The sequence below is a fragment of the Kribbella sp. DT2 genome (assembly GCF_049844575.1).
Taxonomy (GTDB): domain Bacteria; phylum Actinomycetota; class Actinomycetes; order Propionibacteriales; family Kribbellaceae; genus Kribbella.
Genome location: NZ_JBNCLH010000006.1, coordinates 335595 through 350859 on the forward strand (window position 1 = coordinate 335595; position 15265 = coordinate 350859).

The 15265-nt window shown below is 69.4% G+C and carries 14 protein-coding genes; 5 read left to right on the forward strand and 9 right to left on the reverse strand.

Features of this window, described 5'->3' with window-relative positions; all coding sequences use genetic code 11:
- Window positions 1–31: 31 nt before the first annotated feature.
- The 5 genes from ACLQ2O_RS26170 to ACLQ2O_RS26190 form a co-directional block, all read right to left on the reverse strand.
- Window positions 32–2545, reverse strand: coding sequence for an ABC transporter permease (locus tag ACLQ2O_RS26170; protein WP_425835895.1), 2514 nt, complete (start codon window positions 2543–2545; stop codon window positions 32–34).
- Window positions 2545–3417, reverse strand: coding sequence for an ABC transporter ATP-binding protein (locus tag ACLQ2O_RS26175; protein ID WP_425835897.1), 873 nt, complete (start codon window positions 3415–3417; stop codon window positions 2545–2547). Before ACLQ2O_RS26175 ends, ACLQ2O_RS26170 begins: the two co-directional genes overlap by 1 nt.
- 126 nt (window positions 3418–3543) lie before the next feature.
- A complete protein-coding gene (locus tag ACLQ2O_RS26180) occupies window positions 3544–5229 on the reverse strand; it encodes a ribonuclease J (RefSeq protein WP_425835899.1) in 1686 nt (561 codons plus the stop codon).
- Between the two features lie 200 nt (window positions 5230–5429).
- Entirely contained in the window at window positions 5430–5864 is a 435-nt protein-coding gene (locus ACLQ2O_RS26185) for a hypothetical protein (RefSeq protein WP_425835901.1), read from the reverse strand.
- A gap of 947 nt (window positions 5865–6811) precedes the next feature.
- Window positions 6812–7702 (reverse strand): RecB family exonuclease, encoded by an 891-nt coding sequence (locus ACLQ2O_RS26190; RefSeq protein ID WP_425835903.1) that lies wholly within the window; start codon window positions 7700–7702, stop codon window positions 6812–6814.
- Between the two features lie 138 nt (window positions 7703–7840).
- On the opposite strand from ACLQ2O_RS26190, the gene ACLQ2O_RS26195 reads away from it, so the two are divergent.
- The 5 genes from ACLQ2O_RS26195 (at window position 7841) to ACLQ2O_RS26215 (ending at window position 12566) form a co-directional block, all read left to right on the forward strand.
- Window positions 7841–9004 (forward strand): site-2 protease family protein, encoded by a 1164-nt coding sequence (locus ACLQ2O_RS26195; RefSeq protein WP_425835905.1) that lies wholly within the window; start codon window positions 7841–7843, stop codon window positions 9002–9004.
- 163 nt (window positions 9005–9167) lie between these two features.
- Complete coding sequence (locus ACLQ2O_RS26200) at window positions 9168–10094, forward strand: tRNA (adenine-N1)-methyltransferase (RefSeq protein WP_425835907.1); 927 nt, start codon at window positions 9168–9170, stop codon at window positions 10092–10094.
- A 154-nt stretch (window positions 10095–10248) separates the two neighbouring features.
- Complete coding sequence (gene arc, locus ACLQ2O_RS26205) at window positions 10249–11991, forward strand: proteasome ATPase (protein ID WP_425835909.1); 1743 nt, start codon at window positions 10249–10251, stop codon at window positions 11989–11991.
- 22 nt (window positions 11992–12013) lie between these two features.
- The gene (locus ACLQ2O_RS26210) at window positions 12014–12142 is read left to right on the forward strand and encodes a hypothetical protein (RefSeq protein ID WP_425835911.1); all 129 of its coding nucleotides are present in this window, start codon (window positions 12014–12016) and stop codon (window positions 12140–12142) included.
- Between the two features lie 76 nt (window positions 12143–12218).
- Window positions 12219–12566 (forward strand): hypothetical protein, encoded by a 348-nt coding sequence (locus ACLQ2O_RS26215; protein ID WP_425835913.1) that lies wholly within the window; start codon window positions 12219–12221, stop codon window positions 12564–12566.
- A 15-nt stretch (window positions 12567–12581) separates the two neighbouring features.
- Here ACLQ2O_RS26215 and ACLQ2O_RS26220 read toward each other — a convergent pair whose 3' ends face one another.
- Genes ACLQ2O_RS26220 through ACLQ2O_RS26235 form a run of 4 tightly spaced genes read right to left on the reverse strand, consistent with a single transcriptional unit; the run spans window position 12582 to window position 15262 of the window.
- Window positions 12582–13475 carry a hypothetical protein gene (locus ACLQ2O_RS26220; protein WP_425835915.1) on the reverse strand — a complete coding sequence of 298 codons (894 nt, stop codon included), beginning with the start codon at window positions 13473–13475 and terminating at the stop codon, window positions 12582–12584.
- Window positions 13475–14095: an RNA polymerase sigma factor gene (locus tag ACLQ2O_RS26225; protein ID WP_425835917.1), complete on the reverse strand. Its 621-nt coding sequence runs from the start codon at window positions 14093–14095 to the stop codon at window positions 13475–13477. Before ACLQ2O_RS26225 ends, ACLQ2O_RS26220 begins: the two co-directional genes overlap by 1 nt.
- A 35-nt stretch (window positions 14096–14130) precedes the next feature.
- The gene (locus ACLQ2O_RS26230; RefSeq protein ID WP_425835919.1) at window positions 14131–14628 is read right to left on the reverse strand and encodes an NUDIX hydrolase; all 498 of its coding nucleotides are present in this window, start codon (window positions 14626–14628) and stop codon (window positions 14131–14133) included.
- Window positions 14629–14638: 10 nt separating this feature from the next.
- Window positions 14639–15262, reverse strand: coding sequence for an SDR family NAD(P)-dependent oxidoreductase (locus tag ACLQ2O_RS26235; protein WP_425835921.1), 624 nt, complete (start codon window positions 15260–15262; stop codon window positions 14639–14641).
- Window positions 15263–15265 lie beyond the last annotated feature (3 nt).

Sequence of the window (15265 nt, forward strand, 5' to 3'; positions counted from 1 at the left end):
GTGATCAACGCCCAGCGGAGCAGTTCGGCTACTACTCGGTTGCGATCGCGCGGAGGACGTCCAGCCGCACTGCACGGCGTGACGGCCAGATCGCAGCCAGTACGCCGAAGACCGCCGCGACCACCGCCGCACCGACCAGTTGCAGCACCGGTACGTCGAGCACGGCGAGCCCGTCGTCGACCATCACGTGCTGCACCGCGGCGCCCGCGAACCCGCCGACCAGCAGCCCGAGGAGCGCGCCGAACAACGCGATCGCGACCGCCTCCACCTGCAGCATCCGCCGGACCTGCGGCCGGTCCATCCCGATCGCGCGCAGCAGCCCGAGCTCGCGGGTCCGCTCGACGACACCGAGCGCGAGCGTGTTCACGATGCCGAGCAGCGCGATCAGGACGGCGAACCCGAGCAGCGCTCCGACGATGACGAGGATGCTGTCGATCGGGCCGCGCTGCGCCTCGGCGTACGCCTGCTGGTCGCGGACCGCGACCGTCGGGTAGTCCTTGACCGCGCCGAGCACGGCCTGCCGGACCGTCCCGAGATCGGTGCCGTCGGCAACTTCGAGGTAGAGGGTGGCGTCGATCTCGCCGCCGCCGAGCTCGGTGAACGTCGCCAGGTCGGTGATCACGGCGTCGGTCTGGCGGTTCGGGGCGATCACCGCGCCAACGGTCAGCTGGTGCTTGCCAGTTCCCGTGACCAGCGTGAACGTCTTGCCGACCGCGAGGTCGAGCTGGTTCGCGAGGTTCCGGGGGAGGGCGACCTGGCCTGACGCGAGGGTGTCGAGCGATCCGGTGGTCGTCGTGACCGTGACCGGGCCGTCGAGCGTGCCGTCGGAGACGCCGGCCACGGTGACCGGCTGGTCGTCGACCTCGCCGGCCGACCGGCGTACGCGGTGGACCGCTGACACACCTTGCACCTTGGCCATCGAGTCGCCGACCGCTGTGCTGAACGGGCGGTCGCCGGTGACGACGAGCTCCGACGTACCGATCGCGTCGGAGATGCCTTGGTCGACCGATGCCTTGGCCGAGGCGGCGATCACGACGAGGCCGCTGACCAGCGCGAGCGAGATCATCAGCGCCGAGGCTGTGGCCGCCGTACGGCGGGGGTTGCGCTCGGCGTTGCGGCGCCCGATCACGACGGGAGCGCGGCGGCCGAAGGGGAGCATCAGGCCGCGTACGGCGTACCGGCTGATCAGGGGCAGTGCCATGACCAGGCCGAGCAGGACCAGGGCGGTGGCAAGTCCGACGAGGATTGCGCCGGGCAGGCCGTTGGTGCTGAGCGAGATCAGGAGCAGGAGGACTGCCATCAGGAGCAGGAAGCCGCCGAGCACGACCCGGACGACCAGGCTGCGCTCCGGGAGGGTGGTGTCGGCGCGCAGGGCGACCACCGGCGGGAGTTTGCCTGCTCTGTGCGCGGCGGGGTAGGCCGCGGCGGCGGTGATGCCCACGCCGAGGAGGTACGACGCGATGATCGTGGCGGGGCTGACCTGGAGGGCCGCCGACGGGATCGCGAGGTCGAGGCGTTGGTACATGAGCTGGATGGCGGCCGCGACGCCGACGCCGAGCAAGAGCCCGAGCGTCGAGCCGATCACGCCGATCACGAGGGCCTCGGCGAGGACCGTGCTGGTGACCTGGCCGCGGGAGGCGCCGACCGCGCGGAGCAGCGCGAGCTCACGGCCGCGCTGGGCGACGACCATCGCGAAGGTGTTGACGATCAGGAACGTGCCGACGAACAGGGCCAGGCCGGCGAACAGCAGCAGCGCCGCGGTGAGGCCGCCGAAGGTGTCGTCGAGTGCGCTCTCGCCGTCGGCCTCGACCTGCGCCGCGGTGCGGACCTTCAGGGTGTCGCCGAGCCGCGTCTGGATCGCGCGGCTGACGGTGTCGGCGTTCTGGCCGGGTTGGAGGGCGACGCCGATCGACGTCCAGCCGGGCTCGCCGAGGAGCAGGAGTTGGGCCGAGGCGCTGTCGAAGCCGACGAGGGGTGCGCCGGCCGACGTACCGGAGAGGCCGGCGGTGGTGAGGCCGGTCAGCGTCGCGGTGACAGCGCGGGCGGGGGTGACGACCTTGACCTTCTGGCCGAGCTCGTAACCCTCGCGATCGGCGGTGTTGCGGTCGAGGGTCAGCTGCTCGGTGCCCCAGGGCGCGGCGCCGGCGACGAGCTTGAACGGCGCGGTCCGGTCGTCGTGCGGCCAGCTCGCGCCGAAGGTCGCCAGGCTGTAGGTGTCGATGGGTTGGCCGTCCTTGCCCAGGATCTCGACGTCCGGGACGAGGAGCTGGGCGTCGGTGGCGGCGACACCTGGTACGGCGGCGATGCGGTCGGCGGTCTCGATGGAGAGGGTCGCCGGGCGGTTCGGCGTACCGGTGATGGGGGAGACCGGCGTGACGGTGAGGTCGGCGGTGGCGGTGGCGAAGTTCTTCTTGAGGGCGGCCGCTAGGGTGTCGCTGAAGACCATCGCGCCGCTGACGAAGCCGATGCCGAGCAGCACGGCGATCGTGCAGAGCACGAACCGCAGCCGGTGCGCGAGCACCGACCGGAGGCCGAGCTTGAGCATCAGCCGGCCTGGGTTTGGTCGGGGCCTTGGCCGCCGTCCGCGTTGTCGCCTGGGAACGCGCCGCCTTGCGGGTGCGTGTTGCCGCCGGCGCCCGAGTTGCTGGAGCTGATCGCGTGAGCGGCGGGGGCGTTCTCGAGGCGTTTCATCGTGTCGAGAACAGACTCGGCGGTCGGGTCGACGAGCTCCTCGCGCAGCCGGCCGTCGGCGAGGAACAGCACGCGGTCGGCGTACGCGGCGGCGGTCGGGTCGTGCGTCACCATCACCACTGTCTGACCGAACTCACGCACCGAACGGTGCAGGAAGGCGAGTACGTCGGCCGACGCGCGGGAGTCGAGGTTGCCGGTCGGCTCGTCGGCGAACACCACGTGCGGACGCGAGACCAGCGCACGAGCACAAGCGACGCGCTGCTGCTGCCCGCCGGACAACTCGTTGGGTTGGTGGTGAAGCCGGTCCTTGAGCCCTGTGGTCCGAACGATCAGGTCGAGCCACTCCTGGTCCGGCTTGCGGTTCGCGAGGGTCAGCGGCAGCGTGATGTTCTCCAGCGCGGTCAGCGTCGGGACCAGGTTGAACGCCTGGAACACGAACCCGATCCGGTCCCGCCTGAGATGCGTGAGCGCCTTCTCGGTCAGCCGGGTCAGCTCGACGTCGCCGAGGAAGACCTGCCCGCCGGTCGGCCGATCGAGCCCCGCCAGACAGTGCAGCAACGTCGACTTGCCCGACCCCGAAGGCCCCATGATCGCGGTGAACCGCCCCTGCCCGAACTGCACACTGACCTCGGCCAGCGCGTCGACCCGGGTCTCACCCGACCCGTAGCTCCGACCGAGCCCGAACGTCGCAATCGCAACAGCCTGCTGAACGGGTTCCGCGGTCATGGGGGAACGCTAACCTGCGAGGGTTCCTCCCCACCGGACAACCCTCACCTGCCCGCCCTGTTCGTCCCGCCACAAACAGAGCACCCCGCACTCTCCGAGTGCGGGGTGCTCCGGGACGTCTTCGGGTCAGGCGTCGATGACCACCGGGATGACGACCGGACGCCGACGCCAGTGGCGGTACGTCCAGTTGCCGACCGCGCGGCCGACCAGCTGCTCGAGCTGGCTCGCGTCGCCGATCGCCTCGGAGGCCGCCCGCGCGAGCGCCTCCTCGATCACCGGGATGACCGGCTTGAACGTCGTGTCGTCGTGGACGAACCCACGCGCCAGGAAGTCCGGCGGCTCGGCCAGCCTGCCGGTGTGTGCGTCGACCAGCAGGACGACGGTGACGACGCCCTCCTCGCCGAGCGTCCGGCGGTCCTTCAGGTTCGCCTCGGTCACCCCGCCGACGGTCATCGCGTCGACGTACACGTACCCGGCCTCGACCTTGCCGGTGATCTTCGCGCGGCCCTTGTGCAGGTCCACGACCACGCCGTCCTCGGCGATGATCACCCGGTCGGCCGGTACGCCGGTACTGACCGCGAGCGCCGCGTTCGCCTTCAGGTGCCGGAACTCGCCGTGCACCGGCAGCACGTTGCGCGGTTCGACGAGGTTGTAGCAGTAGACCAGTTCGCCGGCGCTGGCGTGACCCGAGACGTGCACCTTCGCGTTGCCCTTGTGCACGACGTTCGCGCCCCAGCGGATCAGGCCGTTGATCAGCCCGTAGATGGCGTTCTCGTTGCCCGGGATCAGCGAGCTGGCCATCAGGACGGTGTCGCCGTCGCCGATCCGGATCACGTGGTCACGGTTGGCCATCCGGGCCAGCGCGGCCATCGGCTCGCCCTGCGACCCGGTGCAGACCAGCGTGACCTTGCGGTCCGGCAGCTGCTCGAGCTCCTTCAGGTCGACGATCAGGCCCTTCGGCACGTTCAGGTAGCCCAGGTCGCGGGCGATCCCCATGTTGCGCACCATCGAGCGGCCGACGAACGCGACCTTGCGGCCGCCCGCCTTCGCCGCGTCCAGCACCTGCTGGATCCGGTGCACGTGGCTGGCGAAGCTGGAGACGATGATCCGGCCGGGCGCGGTCCGGAAGACCTGGTCGATCGCCGGGCCGAGGTCCTTCTCGGCGGTGGTGAAGCCCGGGACGTCGGCGTTCGTCGAGTCCGTCATGAACAGGTCGACGCCCTCCTCACCGAGCCGGGCGAACCCGCGCAGGTCGGTGAGCCGGCGGTCCAGCGGGAACTGGTCCATCTTGAAGTCGCCGGTGTGCAGCACCAGGCCGGCCGTGGTCCGGATCGCGACCGCCAGGCCGTCCGGGATCGAGTGGTTGACCGCGAGGAACTCGCACTCGAACGGACCGAACTTCCGCTTCTCGTCCTCCTTCACCTCCACCGTCACCGGCTTGATCCGGTGCTCCTTGAGCTTGGAGGTGATGAACGCCAGCGTCAGCTTCGAGCCGACCACCGGGATGTCGCCGCGCTCCTTCAGCAGGTACGGCACACCGCCGATGTGGTCCTCGTGCCCGTGGGTCAGCACGATGGCCTCGATCTTGTCCAGCCGGTCACGGATCCAGCCGAAGTCCGGCAGGATCACGTCGACACCAGGCTGGTGCTCCTCGGGGAACAGCACCCCGCAGTCGACCACCAGCAACTTGCCCCGGTGCTCGAACACGGTCATGTTCCGGCCGATCTCACCCAGACCGCCCAGAGCGACCACGCGCAGGGCGTCATCGGGAAGGCGGGGCGGCTGACCAAGATCGGGATGCGGATGACTCATAGCCCGGACGTTATCCGAGCCCCACGTCACCCCGTGGCACCGACCTCACTTCAGCCGGTGTGACCAGCACCTCAGAACCAGTTTTTTCGCGTACGCCGGGGCGCCGGATCCGGAGGATTCGTCCGCCATCACCCCCGGTCGGTGGTGTCGCCGCCGTCCGGCCCGGACACGGTGATCACCGTGCCCGGGCAGGCAGCCCCTCAGCAGATGTCGAGGCGGTTGAAGTCGTACGTCAAATGGTCGGCGACCACGTAGATGTTGCTCTGCGGAGCGAGGTTGATCCCGCCCTTGGGCCCCCAGAAATGCACTTTGGCTCCGCCGGTCTGGTTGTTGCGAACAGCCAGTGCGTCGATGAAGTTCGACAGCGATCGGGTATCGCACTTGAACAGGTGGAAGACACTGTGCTTGCCATCGCCCTGCCCCACCGAAACACAGGCGATTCCACTGGCCCAGGAACAGGCAATGAGCGCCGAGTTCCGATCCGCGCTCGAAACGTTTCGCTGGACCCACTCACCCGAGAACAGCGGGTAGATCTGCGGCGTCCAGGCGGTCGTCCCGGTAGCAACGTTCGGCGCCGCCTGCGCGGGCGCCGACACAGCCAACGGAACGAGGACCGCGGCGGCGATCACCGTCACGACCGCTGCCACCGCGCGCTTTCCAACACTTCTCAATCCCATGTGATCCCCTTGAGTAGTCGCAACCGATGCGGCAATTCCTGACGCATCAGTTGATTCGTCGGCGACCGTAACCGGCAGCGCTGGGAGAGGTCCACGTCTTGCATCAGGATTAAAACCTCAGCAAAATCGCTTGAATCGAAATGCCCTGGGCGGGCTTTCGACCCCATTCCCTTTCGGGCGGCGTTCATTGACCCGAATGTCCCACGGCATTGCCCAAAGGTGCTGCTGAGAAGGTGGCATGCGACGCAGTACCTGCAGCCGCAACAGTGATTCGGCGGCGTGACCCGCAGGTCTCGCGGGCAGATCAGGTCAGACACAAGGAGTCCCCGAGATCGGCGGCCAGGTTGTCGTCCCCTGGCCCGAAGGGGCAAGTGGCTGACTGTCGAAGTCCCACGCCGAGGCCGGTTGCCGACGCCCGGGCAGGGCGAGTCCCATCGGCCGGGAGCACCGCCCGGCGTCGTCGTCCCCACCCACCGGGGTAGGGCGAAGACCGTCGGCCGACGCGCCACCCGGCGTCACCGCAGGCGCCACCTCTCCTAGCGGTGGGCGAGTCCACGAGTCCCACGGTCCGGAGTGGGGCAAAGCCGTCGGCCGGACGCACCGCCCGGTGTCACCGCACGCACCACGATCCACAGCGGTGGGCGGGTGGGTGAAACCCACGAGCACCCGTCCGGGGTAGGGCGAGACCTGTCGGCCGGGAGCACCGCCCGGGCGTCAGCGCATCGCCACGTCTCACAGCGGTGGGCGGGCGGGCGAGCCCAGGAGCACCACGGTCCGGGGTAGGGCGAGACCTGTCGGCCGGGAGCACCACCCGGTGTCAGCGCATGCTGCACGTCCCACAGCGGTGGGCGGGTGGGCGAGACCACGAGTACCACCGTCCGGGGTAGGGCAGACCAGTCGGCCGTTTAGCCGTCGGTGTCGATCAGGTCGACGCCGGCGGATTGTTCGGCGACCTCCTGGACCGAGCGGGTGGGGAGTGGGGGTGGGGTGCCGTCCCAGGCGGGGCAGAGGGGTTTGTAGTCGCACCAGTCGCAGAGGGGGCCGGGGCTGGGGCGCCAGTCGCCGGATTCGAGGGCTCGGGTGATGGCGGTCCAGAGCGCGGTGATCTTGCGTTCGCAGGCTTGGAGGTCGGCTTCGTCGGGGACGTAGCGGACGATCTCGCCGTTGCCGAGGTAGACGAGTTGGAGCATGGCGGGGACGACGCCGCGCAGGCGCCACAGGACGAGGGCGTAGAACTTCATCTGGAACAGGGCCTTGGCCTCGAAGAACTCCGAGGGGGAGCGGCCGGTCTTGTAGTCGACCACGCGGATCTCGCCGGTGGGTGCGACGTCGAGGCGGTCGACGTACCCGCGCAGGGTGAGGCCGGACTCGAGCTCGGTCTCGACGTACAGCTCGCGTTCGGCGGGCTCGAGCAGGTTCGGGTCTTCGAGGGTGAAGTACTTGCCGAGCAGCTTGTGCGCCTCGGAGAGCCACTTGGCGAGGTCTTCGCCTTCGGCGTCGTCGGCGAAGAGCTCGGCGACCTCGGGCTCGGCTTCGAGGATGCGTTGCCACTCGGGCTCCAGCATCCCGGCGGCCTGCTCCAGCGTGCGCTGGCCGCGGGGCAGGTCGTACAGACGCTCCAGTACGGCGTGCACGACCGTCCCGCGGACGGCGGCGGACGACGGCTTCTCGGGGAGGCGGTCGACGACGCGGAAGCGGTACTTCAGCGGGCAGCTCATGAAGTCGGCCGCGCGGGAGGGAGACAGCGCACCGTTCGGGTGGCTGCCGCTGTGCACGACTGCTGCTGCGACGCTCATGGCAAAACCCTAGGCGCAAGCACCGACATCTTTCGCACGCACAGCGACGGCCTGTGGACAACGGTTCACAGGCCACCGGGCACGGCTCACCGTGGGTGTGTAGCGCGGAGTTACCGGGAGCCCAGTAGGTTTGTGCCGATGTCAGAGCCGCGTGAACCTCAGAACTCCGCCCAGCCGGCCGGCGCGCCGTCGCCGCAGCCCGGTACGTGGGTGCTCGGTCGTGTCCGCGGGATCCAGCTGACGATGCGGGTCACCTGGTTGCCGGTGGCGATCCTGCTGGCGCTGGGTTTCTCGGCGATCATCGCGCAGCAGTTCCCGTACCTGTCCGGCGGCTGGCGGTACTTCGCGTCGTTCGCGTTCGTGGTCGCGTTCACGGTGTCGGTGCTGCTGCACGAGCTGGCGCACGCGCTGATGGCGTTGCGGTTCAAGATCTCGGTCACCGAGATCAACCTGGGTTTCTTCGCGGCCGGTACGCACATCGAGGGTGAGCGCAAGTCGCCGCTGGAGGAGTTCGCGATCTCGGTCGTCGGGCCGGTCGCCTCGCTGCTGGTCGGCGGTCTCGCGTACGCCGGCTCGCGGGCGCTCGACGAGGGCGTCGCGTACGCCGTCGTCATGCAGCTCGCGGTCGCGAACCTGATCGTCGGCGTCACGAACCTGCTGCCCGGCCTGCCGCTCGACGGCGGCTGGGTGGTGCGCGCCGCGGTGTGGAAGGCGACCGGCAACATGCACACCGGCACGATCGTGGCCGCGTGGGCGGGCCGGGTCATCGCGATCGCCGTACTGGCCGCGCCGGTGATCCTGGAGGAGGTCTTCGACCGCAATCCGACGTTGATCGACTTCGTGATCGCGCTCGCGGTCGGCTTCTTCCTGTGGATGGGTTCGACCGCGTCGCTGATGCAGGCCCGGCTCCGGCAGAAGCTGCCCACGCTCCAGGTTCGCTCGCTGGCCCGCCGCGCGGTCGCGGTCCATGCCAGTACGCCGATCTCGGAGGCCGTCCGTCTCGCCGCGCAGGGGCAGGCCGGGGCTGTCGTGGTGATCGACGGCGACGGCAAGCCGCACGCGCTCGTCCAGGAGGCCGCGGTCACCGCGGTCGCCCCCAACCAGCGCCCGTGGACCACGATCGGCGAGGTCGCCACCCGGATCGGCGCGGGCCACATCATCGGCGTCAACGACACCGGCGAGGAGATCCTCGCCACCCTCCGCAAGAACCCCGCCTCGGAGTACCTCGTCCTGGACACCCAGGGGCAGGTGTACGGCGTCCTCGCGACAGCGGACGTAGAACGAGCCTTCCGCCGCCGCTAACGTCCGAACAACGCGCATGCGTCCGAAGAAGCGTGCGCTATAGCCTCGGATTCTTCGGACGCATGCGAGTTGTTCGGACGCTGGGTGCGCAGCGCCGTACGCCGTACGGGGACCACCCCGCGATTCGGGGAGTGGCGACTCGCCGAAGTAGGGTGTCGGCCTTATGTCTGATCTGCGTGATTTTCCTGATGCGGCGTTTTCCGGGGTTCATCATGGACCGTTGCAGCCGGGGGAGTGGGTCACGTTGTCCGACTCCAAGGGCCGGCGGCACTCGGTGTTCCTGGAGCGTGGCAAGGTCTTCCACACCACCAAGGGCGGGATCGAGCACGACGCGCTGATCGACGGGCCGGACGCGGTGACGATCCGTTCCAAGGGCGGCGTGGAGTACCTGGCGTTGCGGCCGCTGATGGCCGACTACTCGGTGTCGATGCCGCGCGGCGCCCAGGTGATCTACCCCAAGGACACCGCGCAGATCGTGACGATGGCCGACATCTTCCCGGGCGCGAAGGTGGTCGAGGCGGGTGCCGGTTCCGGCGCGCTGACCACCGCGCTGCTGCGCGCGGTCGGGATCCACGGCGAGGTGATCTCGTTCGAGCGCCGCGAGGACTTCGCCGAGGTCGCCCGCAAGAACGTCACCGGCTTCTTCGGCGCCGTGCACCCGGCGTGGCGGCTCGAGGTCGGTGACCTGGTCGAGAAGCTCGACGAGACCGACGTCGACCGCGTCGTGCTGGACATGCTGGCCCCCTGGGAGTGCGTGGACGCCGTCGCAGGTGCCTTGGCCCCGGGCGGCGTGTTCTGCGCGTACGTCGCCACGACGACCCAGCTGAGCCGTTTCGTCGAGACGCTGCGTGCGCACGGCGAGTTCACCGAGCCGCGGGCCTGGGAGTCGCTGGTCCGCGACTGGCACGTCGAAGGGCTGGCCGTACGGCCCGGGCACCGGATGCAGGGACACACCGCGTTCCTGGTCACCGCGCGGCGGATGGCGCCCGGCGTACAGGCTCCGATGAAGAAGCGCCGGCCCGCTCCGGGCGCGTACGGCGACGACTATTCCGGACCCCGTCGTTCCGAATCGGCGCAGGACACGCCCTGACGTCGCGCCAAACTGTCCGCGCCGTGCTGTATTAAGGCGCAACAGGCTCGACCAGGCAACGGTTCTATCCGCAACCGACACGTGATGGGATTCAGCTTGCCCGGCGAGGTTTTCTGGGTAAGGTCCATAGGGTCGAGCCCCACATGGTGAGGTGATGATCGTGGCTGGAGACGAGAGTCCTACCGCGGCAGAGCTGCGTAACCAGGTCCGTTACCTGGAGGCCGAGGTCGCAGCGTTGCGGCGTCGGTTGCTGGAGCACCCGGCTGACAGCCGGTCGCTCGAGAGCAGGCTGTCCGAAACCCAGGCGTCCTTGGCGAGCGTGACCGCGCAGAACGAGCGGTTGGCGGAAACGCTGCGCGAGGCCCGAGAGAAGATCATCGCTTTGAAGGAGGAGGTCGACCGGCTGGCGCAACCGCCGTCCGGTTTCGGGACCTTCCTCGGCCGCAACGACGACGACACGCTGGACGTGTTCACCGGGGGCCGTAAGCTCCGGGTCGCGGCGAGCCCGTCGGTTGACCTGGACGCGCTCAAGCTCGGCCAGGAACTGATGCTGAACGAGGCGCTGAACGTGGTCGAGGCCTGCGACTTCGAGGTCGTCGGCGACGTGGTGATGCTGAAGGAGCTGCTGGCCGACGGCGAGCGGGCGCTGGTGATCGCGCAGGCCGACGAGGAACGGATCGTCCGGCTCGCCTCACCGCTGCTCGACCAGCCGCTGCGGGCCGGTGACTCGTTGCTGCTGGAGCCGCGCTCCGGCTACGTCTACGAGAAGATCCCGAAGTCCGAGGTCGAGGAGCTGGTGCTCGAAGAGGTCCCGGACATCGACTACACCCAGATCGGCGGTCTGTTCGGTCAGATCGAGCAGATCCGGGACGCGGTCGAGATGCCGTACCTGCACAAGGACCTGTTCCTGGAGCACGAGCTGAAGCCGCCGAAGGGTGTGCTGCTGTACGGCCCGCCCGGCTGCGGCAAGACGCTGATCGCCAAGGCGGTCGCGAACTCGCTGGCCAAGAAGGTGGCCGAGCGGACCGGTGTCGAGGGCAGGTCGTTCTTCCTCAACATCAAGGGTCCCGAGCTGCTGAACAAGTACGTCGGTGAGACCGAGCGGCACATCCGCCTGGTCTTCCAGCGGGCGCGGGAGAAGGCCTCCGAGGGCATGCCCGTCATCGTGTTCTTCGACGAGATGGACTCGCTGTTCCGCACCCGTGGATCGGGGGTGTCCTCCGACGTGGAGAACACCATCGTCCCGCAGCTGCTGAGCGAGATCGACGGCGTCGAGGGCCTGGAGAACGTGCTCGTCATCGGTGCCTCGAACCGCGAGGACATGATCGACCCGGCGATCCTTCGGCCGGGCCGGCTGGACGTGAAGATCAAGATCGAGCGTCCGGACGCCGAGGCGGCCCGGGACATCTTCTCCAAGTACCTGACCACCACGCTGCCGCTGCACCCCGAGGACCTGAGCGAGTTCGGCGGCGACCGGGGCGAGTGCGTGAGCGGGATGATCCAGCGCACGGTCGAGCGGATGTACACCGAGGCCGACGAGAACCGGTTCCTCGAGGTCACCTACGCCAACGGTGACAAGGAGGTCCTGTACTTCAAGGACTTCAACTCCGGCGCGATGATCCAGAACATCGTCGACCGGGCCAAGAAGATGGCCATCAAGGCGTTCCTCGACGACCAGCAGAAGGGTCTGCGGGTGCAGCACCTGCTGCAGGCCTGCGTCGACGAGTTCAAGGAGAACGAGGACCTGCCGAACACGACCAACCCGGACGACTGGGCCCGGATCTCCGGCAAGAAGGGCGAGCGGATCGTCTACATCCGCACGCTCATCTCCGGCAAGCAGGGCACCGAGCCGGGCCGGTCGATCGACACGGCCACGAACACCGGTCAGTACCTTTAAGAGCGAAGTCGACAGGCGACGTGTGTCCGCGGAGAGCGCGGACCACGTCGTCTTCGTCGTGTTGTGCGGCTTCGCCGCGAGCGGGGGCTTCGCCACCCGCACCCCCGGGCGGGAGCTGATCGCGGCCCGCAAGGGTGCTGGCACCACCTGATCCCCCGGTCCGCGCAGGGGGCGGGCCGGGGTTTCCCCCGATTCCGGGTGGGGGCCGGCCGCCGTACGGTCGGCGTATGGCGACGGACGAGATGCGCAAGGACCTGCGGGCAGCGGTGGGGGCGCGGCAGGACCTGGGGGCGGAGTACGAACCCGAGATCATCGACGGGTTCCTGGACAAGCTCGACCAGCGCGCCGTGGCCCGGTACGGGCAGGCGCCCCAGCCGGTTCAGCCGCGGCAGCCCGCCGCCAGGGGCGAGAACGATCCCGGCGGGCTCGCGCTGGCGATCGTCTCGGTGGTGGCCGGTATCCCGATCACCGCGATCGCGGCCAACCAGGAAGGCACGATCGCGGTGATCATCTGCTGGGGCGGCCTGGTCGGTGTCAACCTGGCCCGTACGGTCGGCCGCTTCATCAGCCGCTGACCTGTACGACGCTCGCTAGAGCTCGAGCGGGATCAGTTTGCCGTTGGCGTCGAACGCGCGGTACTCCTGCTGGAGGTTGCTGTTGCTGTCCGGCCTGGGCACGTACTGGCCGGGCGGAATGACCGCCGTGCTGTGCGTGTAGGCGAACCCGCCCGCGACGGCGCCCTGCGTCCACTGGCCATGGCCCTTGCTCCAGACGTAGCGGGACTCGATCCGGACGATCCGCGGGTGAACCCGGAGGATGGTCTCAGAGCTCACGGAGGACGGCTTTTGATCCGTCGTCCCGCCAACTTCTCCCATGCCGGCGAGCAGGATCGCCGGAGTGCCCGGTGACGTCTGCTTGTTCCACTTCTCGTCACGCACAGCGGCGCCGGCGCCGCCGGCGAAGCAGGTGAACAGGCCCTGGTCGTAAAACCCGCCGGGCTGGCCGGGAGTGCGCTTCGTCAGCACCACCACTCCGGACGGGGTCCCGACGGCTCCAGGGATCGCCACCCGACGGGCCCACAGCGCGTCGGTCTTCTTGGCGCCGGGCAGCGCACACTTCTTGGCCGCGCGGGCGGCCTCAGCCGCACTGACCGGGCCGAGGTCGACCTTCGGGAGCCACGGCGCGATCGTCGGCTTCGGCTTGGCCGATGTCGACGTGCCGGCGTCCGGTGTGGACGGTGCAGCGTCCGGGGTGGACGGCCCGGCGGCCGGCTGGACTCCTGTCTCGGCGACCTGGTTGCCGATCACGAGCGTCCCGGCGACGACGCCGCCGACGGCCGCGACGGCGATCAGCGGAGCTGCCCATCGGCGGTGACCTGTGCTTCGGGCCACGGGATCGGCGGCGTTCATCACCTGGCGGCGCAGGTGCTCGCGCTCCGAGGGGCCCATCGGCGGTACGTGCGGGGGATCGAGCTTGCTGGTCATCACAACTCCTCGTTCAGGGCGACCCGCGACAGCAGGTCGGGAAAGCGGCGGCGGGTGCGGTGCAGACGGGCTTTGACGGTGCCTTCGGGAACTCCGAGGGCCTGCGCTGTTTCGGCGACGGTGAGGCCGGCCCACACGACGAGCTCGAGCGTCTCCTGCTCGTGCCGGGGGAGCTTGGCCAGCGCACGCCGTACGGCGGACATCTGGCGCTCGTCGTCGAGCCGCTTGGCGACAGCGGCGGCGTGGTCGGGCTGGTCGAACGGCTCAGGTAATCGCTCGACCAGGCCACGCAGCCGACGGGTGGTCCGGTGCAGCGTCCGGCACTCGTTCGCCGCGACGACCAGCAGCCAGCCGCGGGCCGACGGCGCGGTCAGCGGGCCCGGTGGGTTCCGCTCGAAGCGCCGCCAGGTGCTGAGGAACGTCGTCTGCACCACGTCCTCGGCCGCCGCCCACGACGCCGTACGCCGGAAGGCGAACGCGTGCACGTCGTCGGCGTACCGGTCGAAGAGCAGGCCGAGCGCCTCGCGGTCGCCGTCGCGCAGCCGGTCCCAGAGCACGCCGTCCCCGGGTGGCGCGGCCGCCATCGAGTACTCCGTCTCGTCGGTCAGGATGATCTTCACACCGGTTAATGGCCGCCCGGCCCCGGAAAGGTTGCCTACAACGTCCGCAGGTAGTCGCCGAGCAGTGCGGTGGTGTCCGGGACGAAGGGCCACGCGGGGTCGTCCAGCCGGGCGATCAGCTCGGGCAGCGGCATCCAGGTTCCCCAGTCGACCTCTTCGGGCTGGTGCCGGACCGGTCCGTCCCAGCGGCAGGCGTAGAGGTAGGCGCGGTAGTTGGTGAAGTCGTCGGCGTAGTCGCCTTGCGGCAGCTTCACCAGCTCGACCCCGCTGATCCCGAGCTCCTCGTCCAGTTCGCGCACGACCGCGTCGTACGGGTCCTCGCCGGCCGCGACGACCCCGCCGGCCATGAAGTCGTAGCGGGCCGGGTAGACGTCCTTGGTCGGCGTACGGCGGTGCACGTAGACGTCACCGGCGGAGTTGCGGACCAGTACGCCGGTCGCCGAGTGCCGCAGGTTGTCACGCCGCATCACCGACCGCGGCGCGGAGCCGTAGACCACGCCGTCGGAGTCCACCAGGGCAACGAGTTCGTCCATCCCCGCAGTGTCACACGGAGCCGGTGTAGTCCAGTTCGTGGATCCACGCGTCCCGCGGCTGCTGGTGGAGCGTCCAGTACTCGTCGGCGATGGCGTCCGGGTCGAACGCCGTACCGGGTGCGACGGAGCCGTGGACGGTGACTGTGGCGGCGTGGAGGCCGTCTGCGCCGTACGTCTGGTCCAGCAGGCTCACGAGCGCTCTGACGCCCGCCTTGCCGAGCGAGAGGCTCACGTAGTCCGGCTTGGTCTCGGGCATTCCGCCGGTGATCAGGAACGAGCCGCCGCCGTTCGCGATCATCTGGGGCGCCAGGTGGGCCGCCGCGGTGATCGCGCCGCCGACGTTGACCGCCCAGGCGTCCTGGTGCTCGCGCAGCGACGGGTCGCCGATCCGGTCGGCGGCGATCTTCGCCGCGTTGTAGACCACCACGTCAGGTGTCCCGAGCTCACCGACGACCTTGTCCAGGGCAGCCGTCAACGCTGCCTCGTCAGTGCTGTCCGCGGCCAGGGACAGCATCCCGTCGACCTCGGTCCGCCGTCTGGCGATCAACGCCACCGGCATCCCTTCCCGCGCGAACCGTCGCCCGACCGCCTGCCCGATCCCAGGTCCCGCACCGATCACCACAACTCCCGGCATGTT

Coding starts and splice junctions, on each gene's coding strand:
- ACLQ2O_RS26170 (WP_425835895.1), bottom strand. CDS start 2,545: ATGCTCAAGCTCGGCCTCCGGTCGGTGCTCGCGCACCGGCTGCGGTTC.
- ACLQ2O_RS26175 (WP_425835897.1), bottom strand. CDS start 3,417: ATGACCGCGGAACCCGTTCAGCAGGCTGTTGCGATTGCGACGTTCGGG.
- ACLQ2O_RS26180 (WP_425835899.1), bottom strand. CDS start 5,229: ATGAGTCATCCGCATCCCGATCTTGGTCAGCCGCCCCGCCTTCCCGAT.
- ACLQ2O_RS26190 (WP_425835903.1), bottom strand. CDS start 7,702: ATGAGCGTCGCAGCAGCAGTCGTGCACAGCGGCAGCCACCCGAACGGT.
- ACLQ2O_RS26195 (WP_425835905.1), top strand. CDS start 7,841: ATGTCAGAGCCGCGTGAACCTCAGAACTCCGCCCAGCCGGCCGGCGCG.
- ACLQ2O_RS26200 (WP_425835907.1), top strand. CDS start 9,168: ATGTCTGATCTGCGTGATTTTCCTGATGCGGCGTTTTCCGGGGTTCAT.
- arc (WP_425835909.1), top strand. CDS start 10,249: ATGATCGTGGCTGGAGACGAGAGTCCTACCGCGGCAGAGCTGCGTAAC.
- ACLQ2O_RS26215 (WP_425835913.1), top strand. CDS start 12,219: ATGGCGACGGACGAGATGCGCAAGGACCTGCGGGCAGCGGTGGGGGCG.
- ACLQ2O_RS26220 (WP_425835915.1), bottom strand. CDS start 13,475: ATGACCAGCAAGCTCGATCCCCCGCACGTACCGCCGATGGGCCCCTCG.
- ACLQ2O_RS26230 (WP_425835919.1), bottom strand. CDS start 14,628: ATGGACGAACTCGTTGCCCTGGTGGACTCCGACGGCGTGGTCTACGGC.
- ACLQ2O_RS26235 (WP_425835921.1), bottom strand. CDS start 15,262: ATGCCGGGAGTTGTGGTGATCGGTGCGGGACCTGGGATCGGGCAGGCG.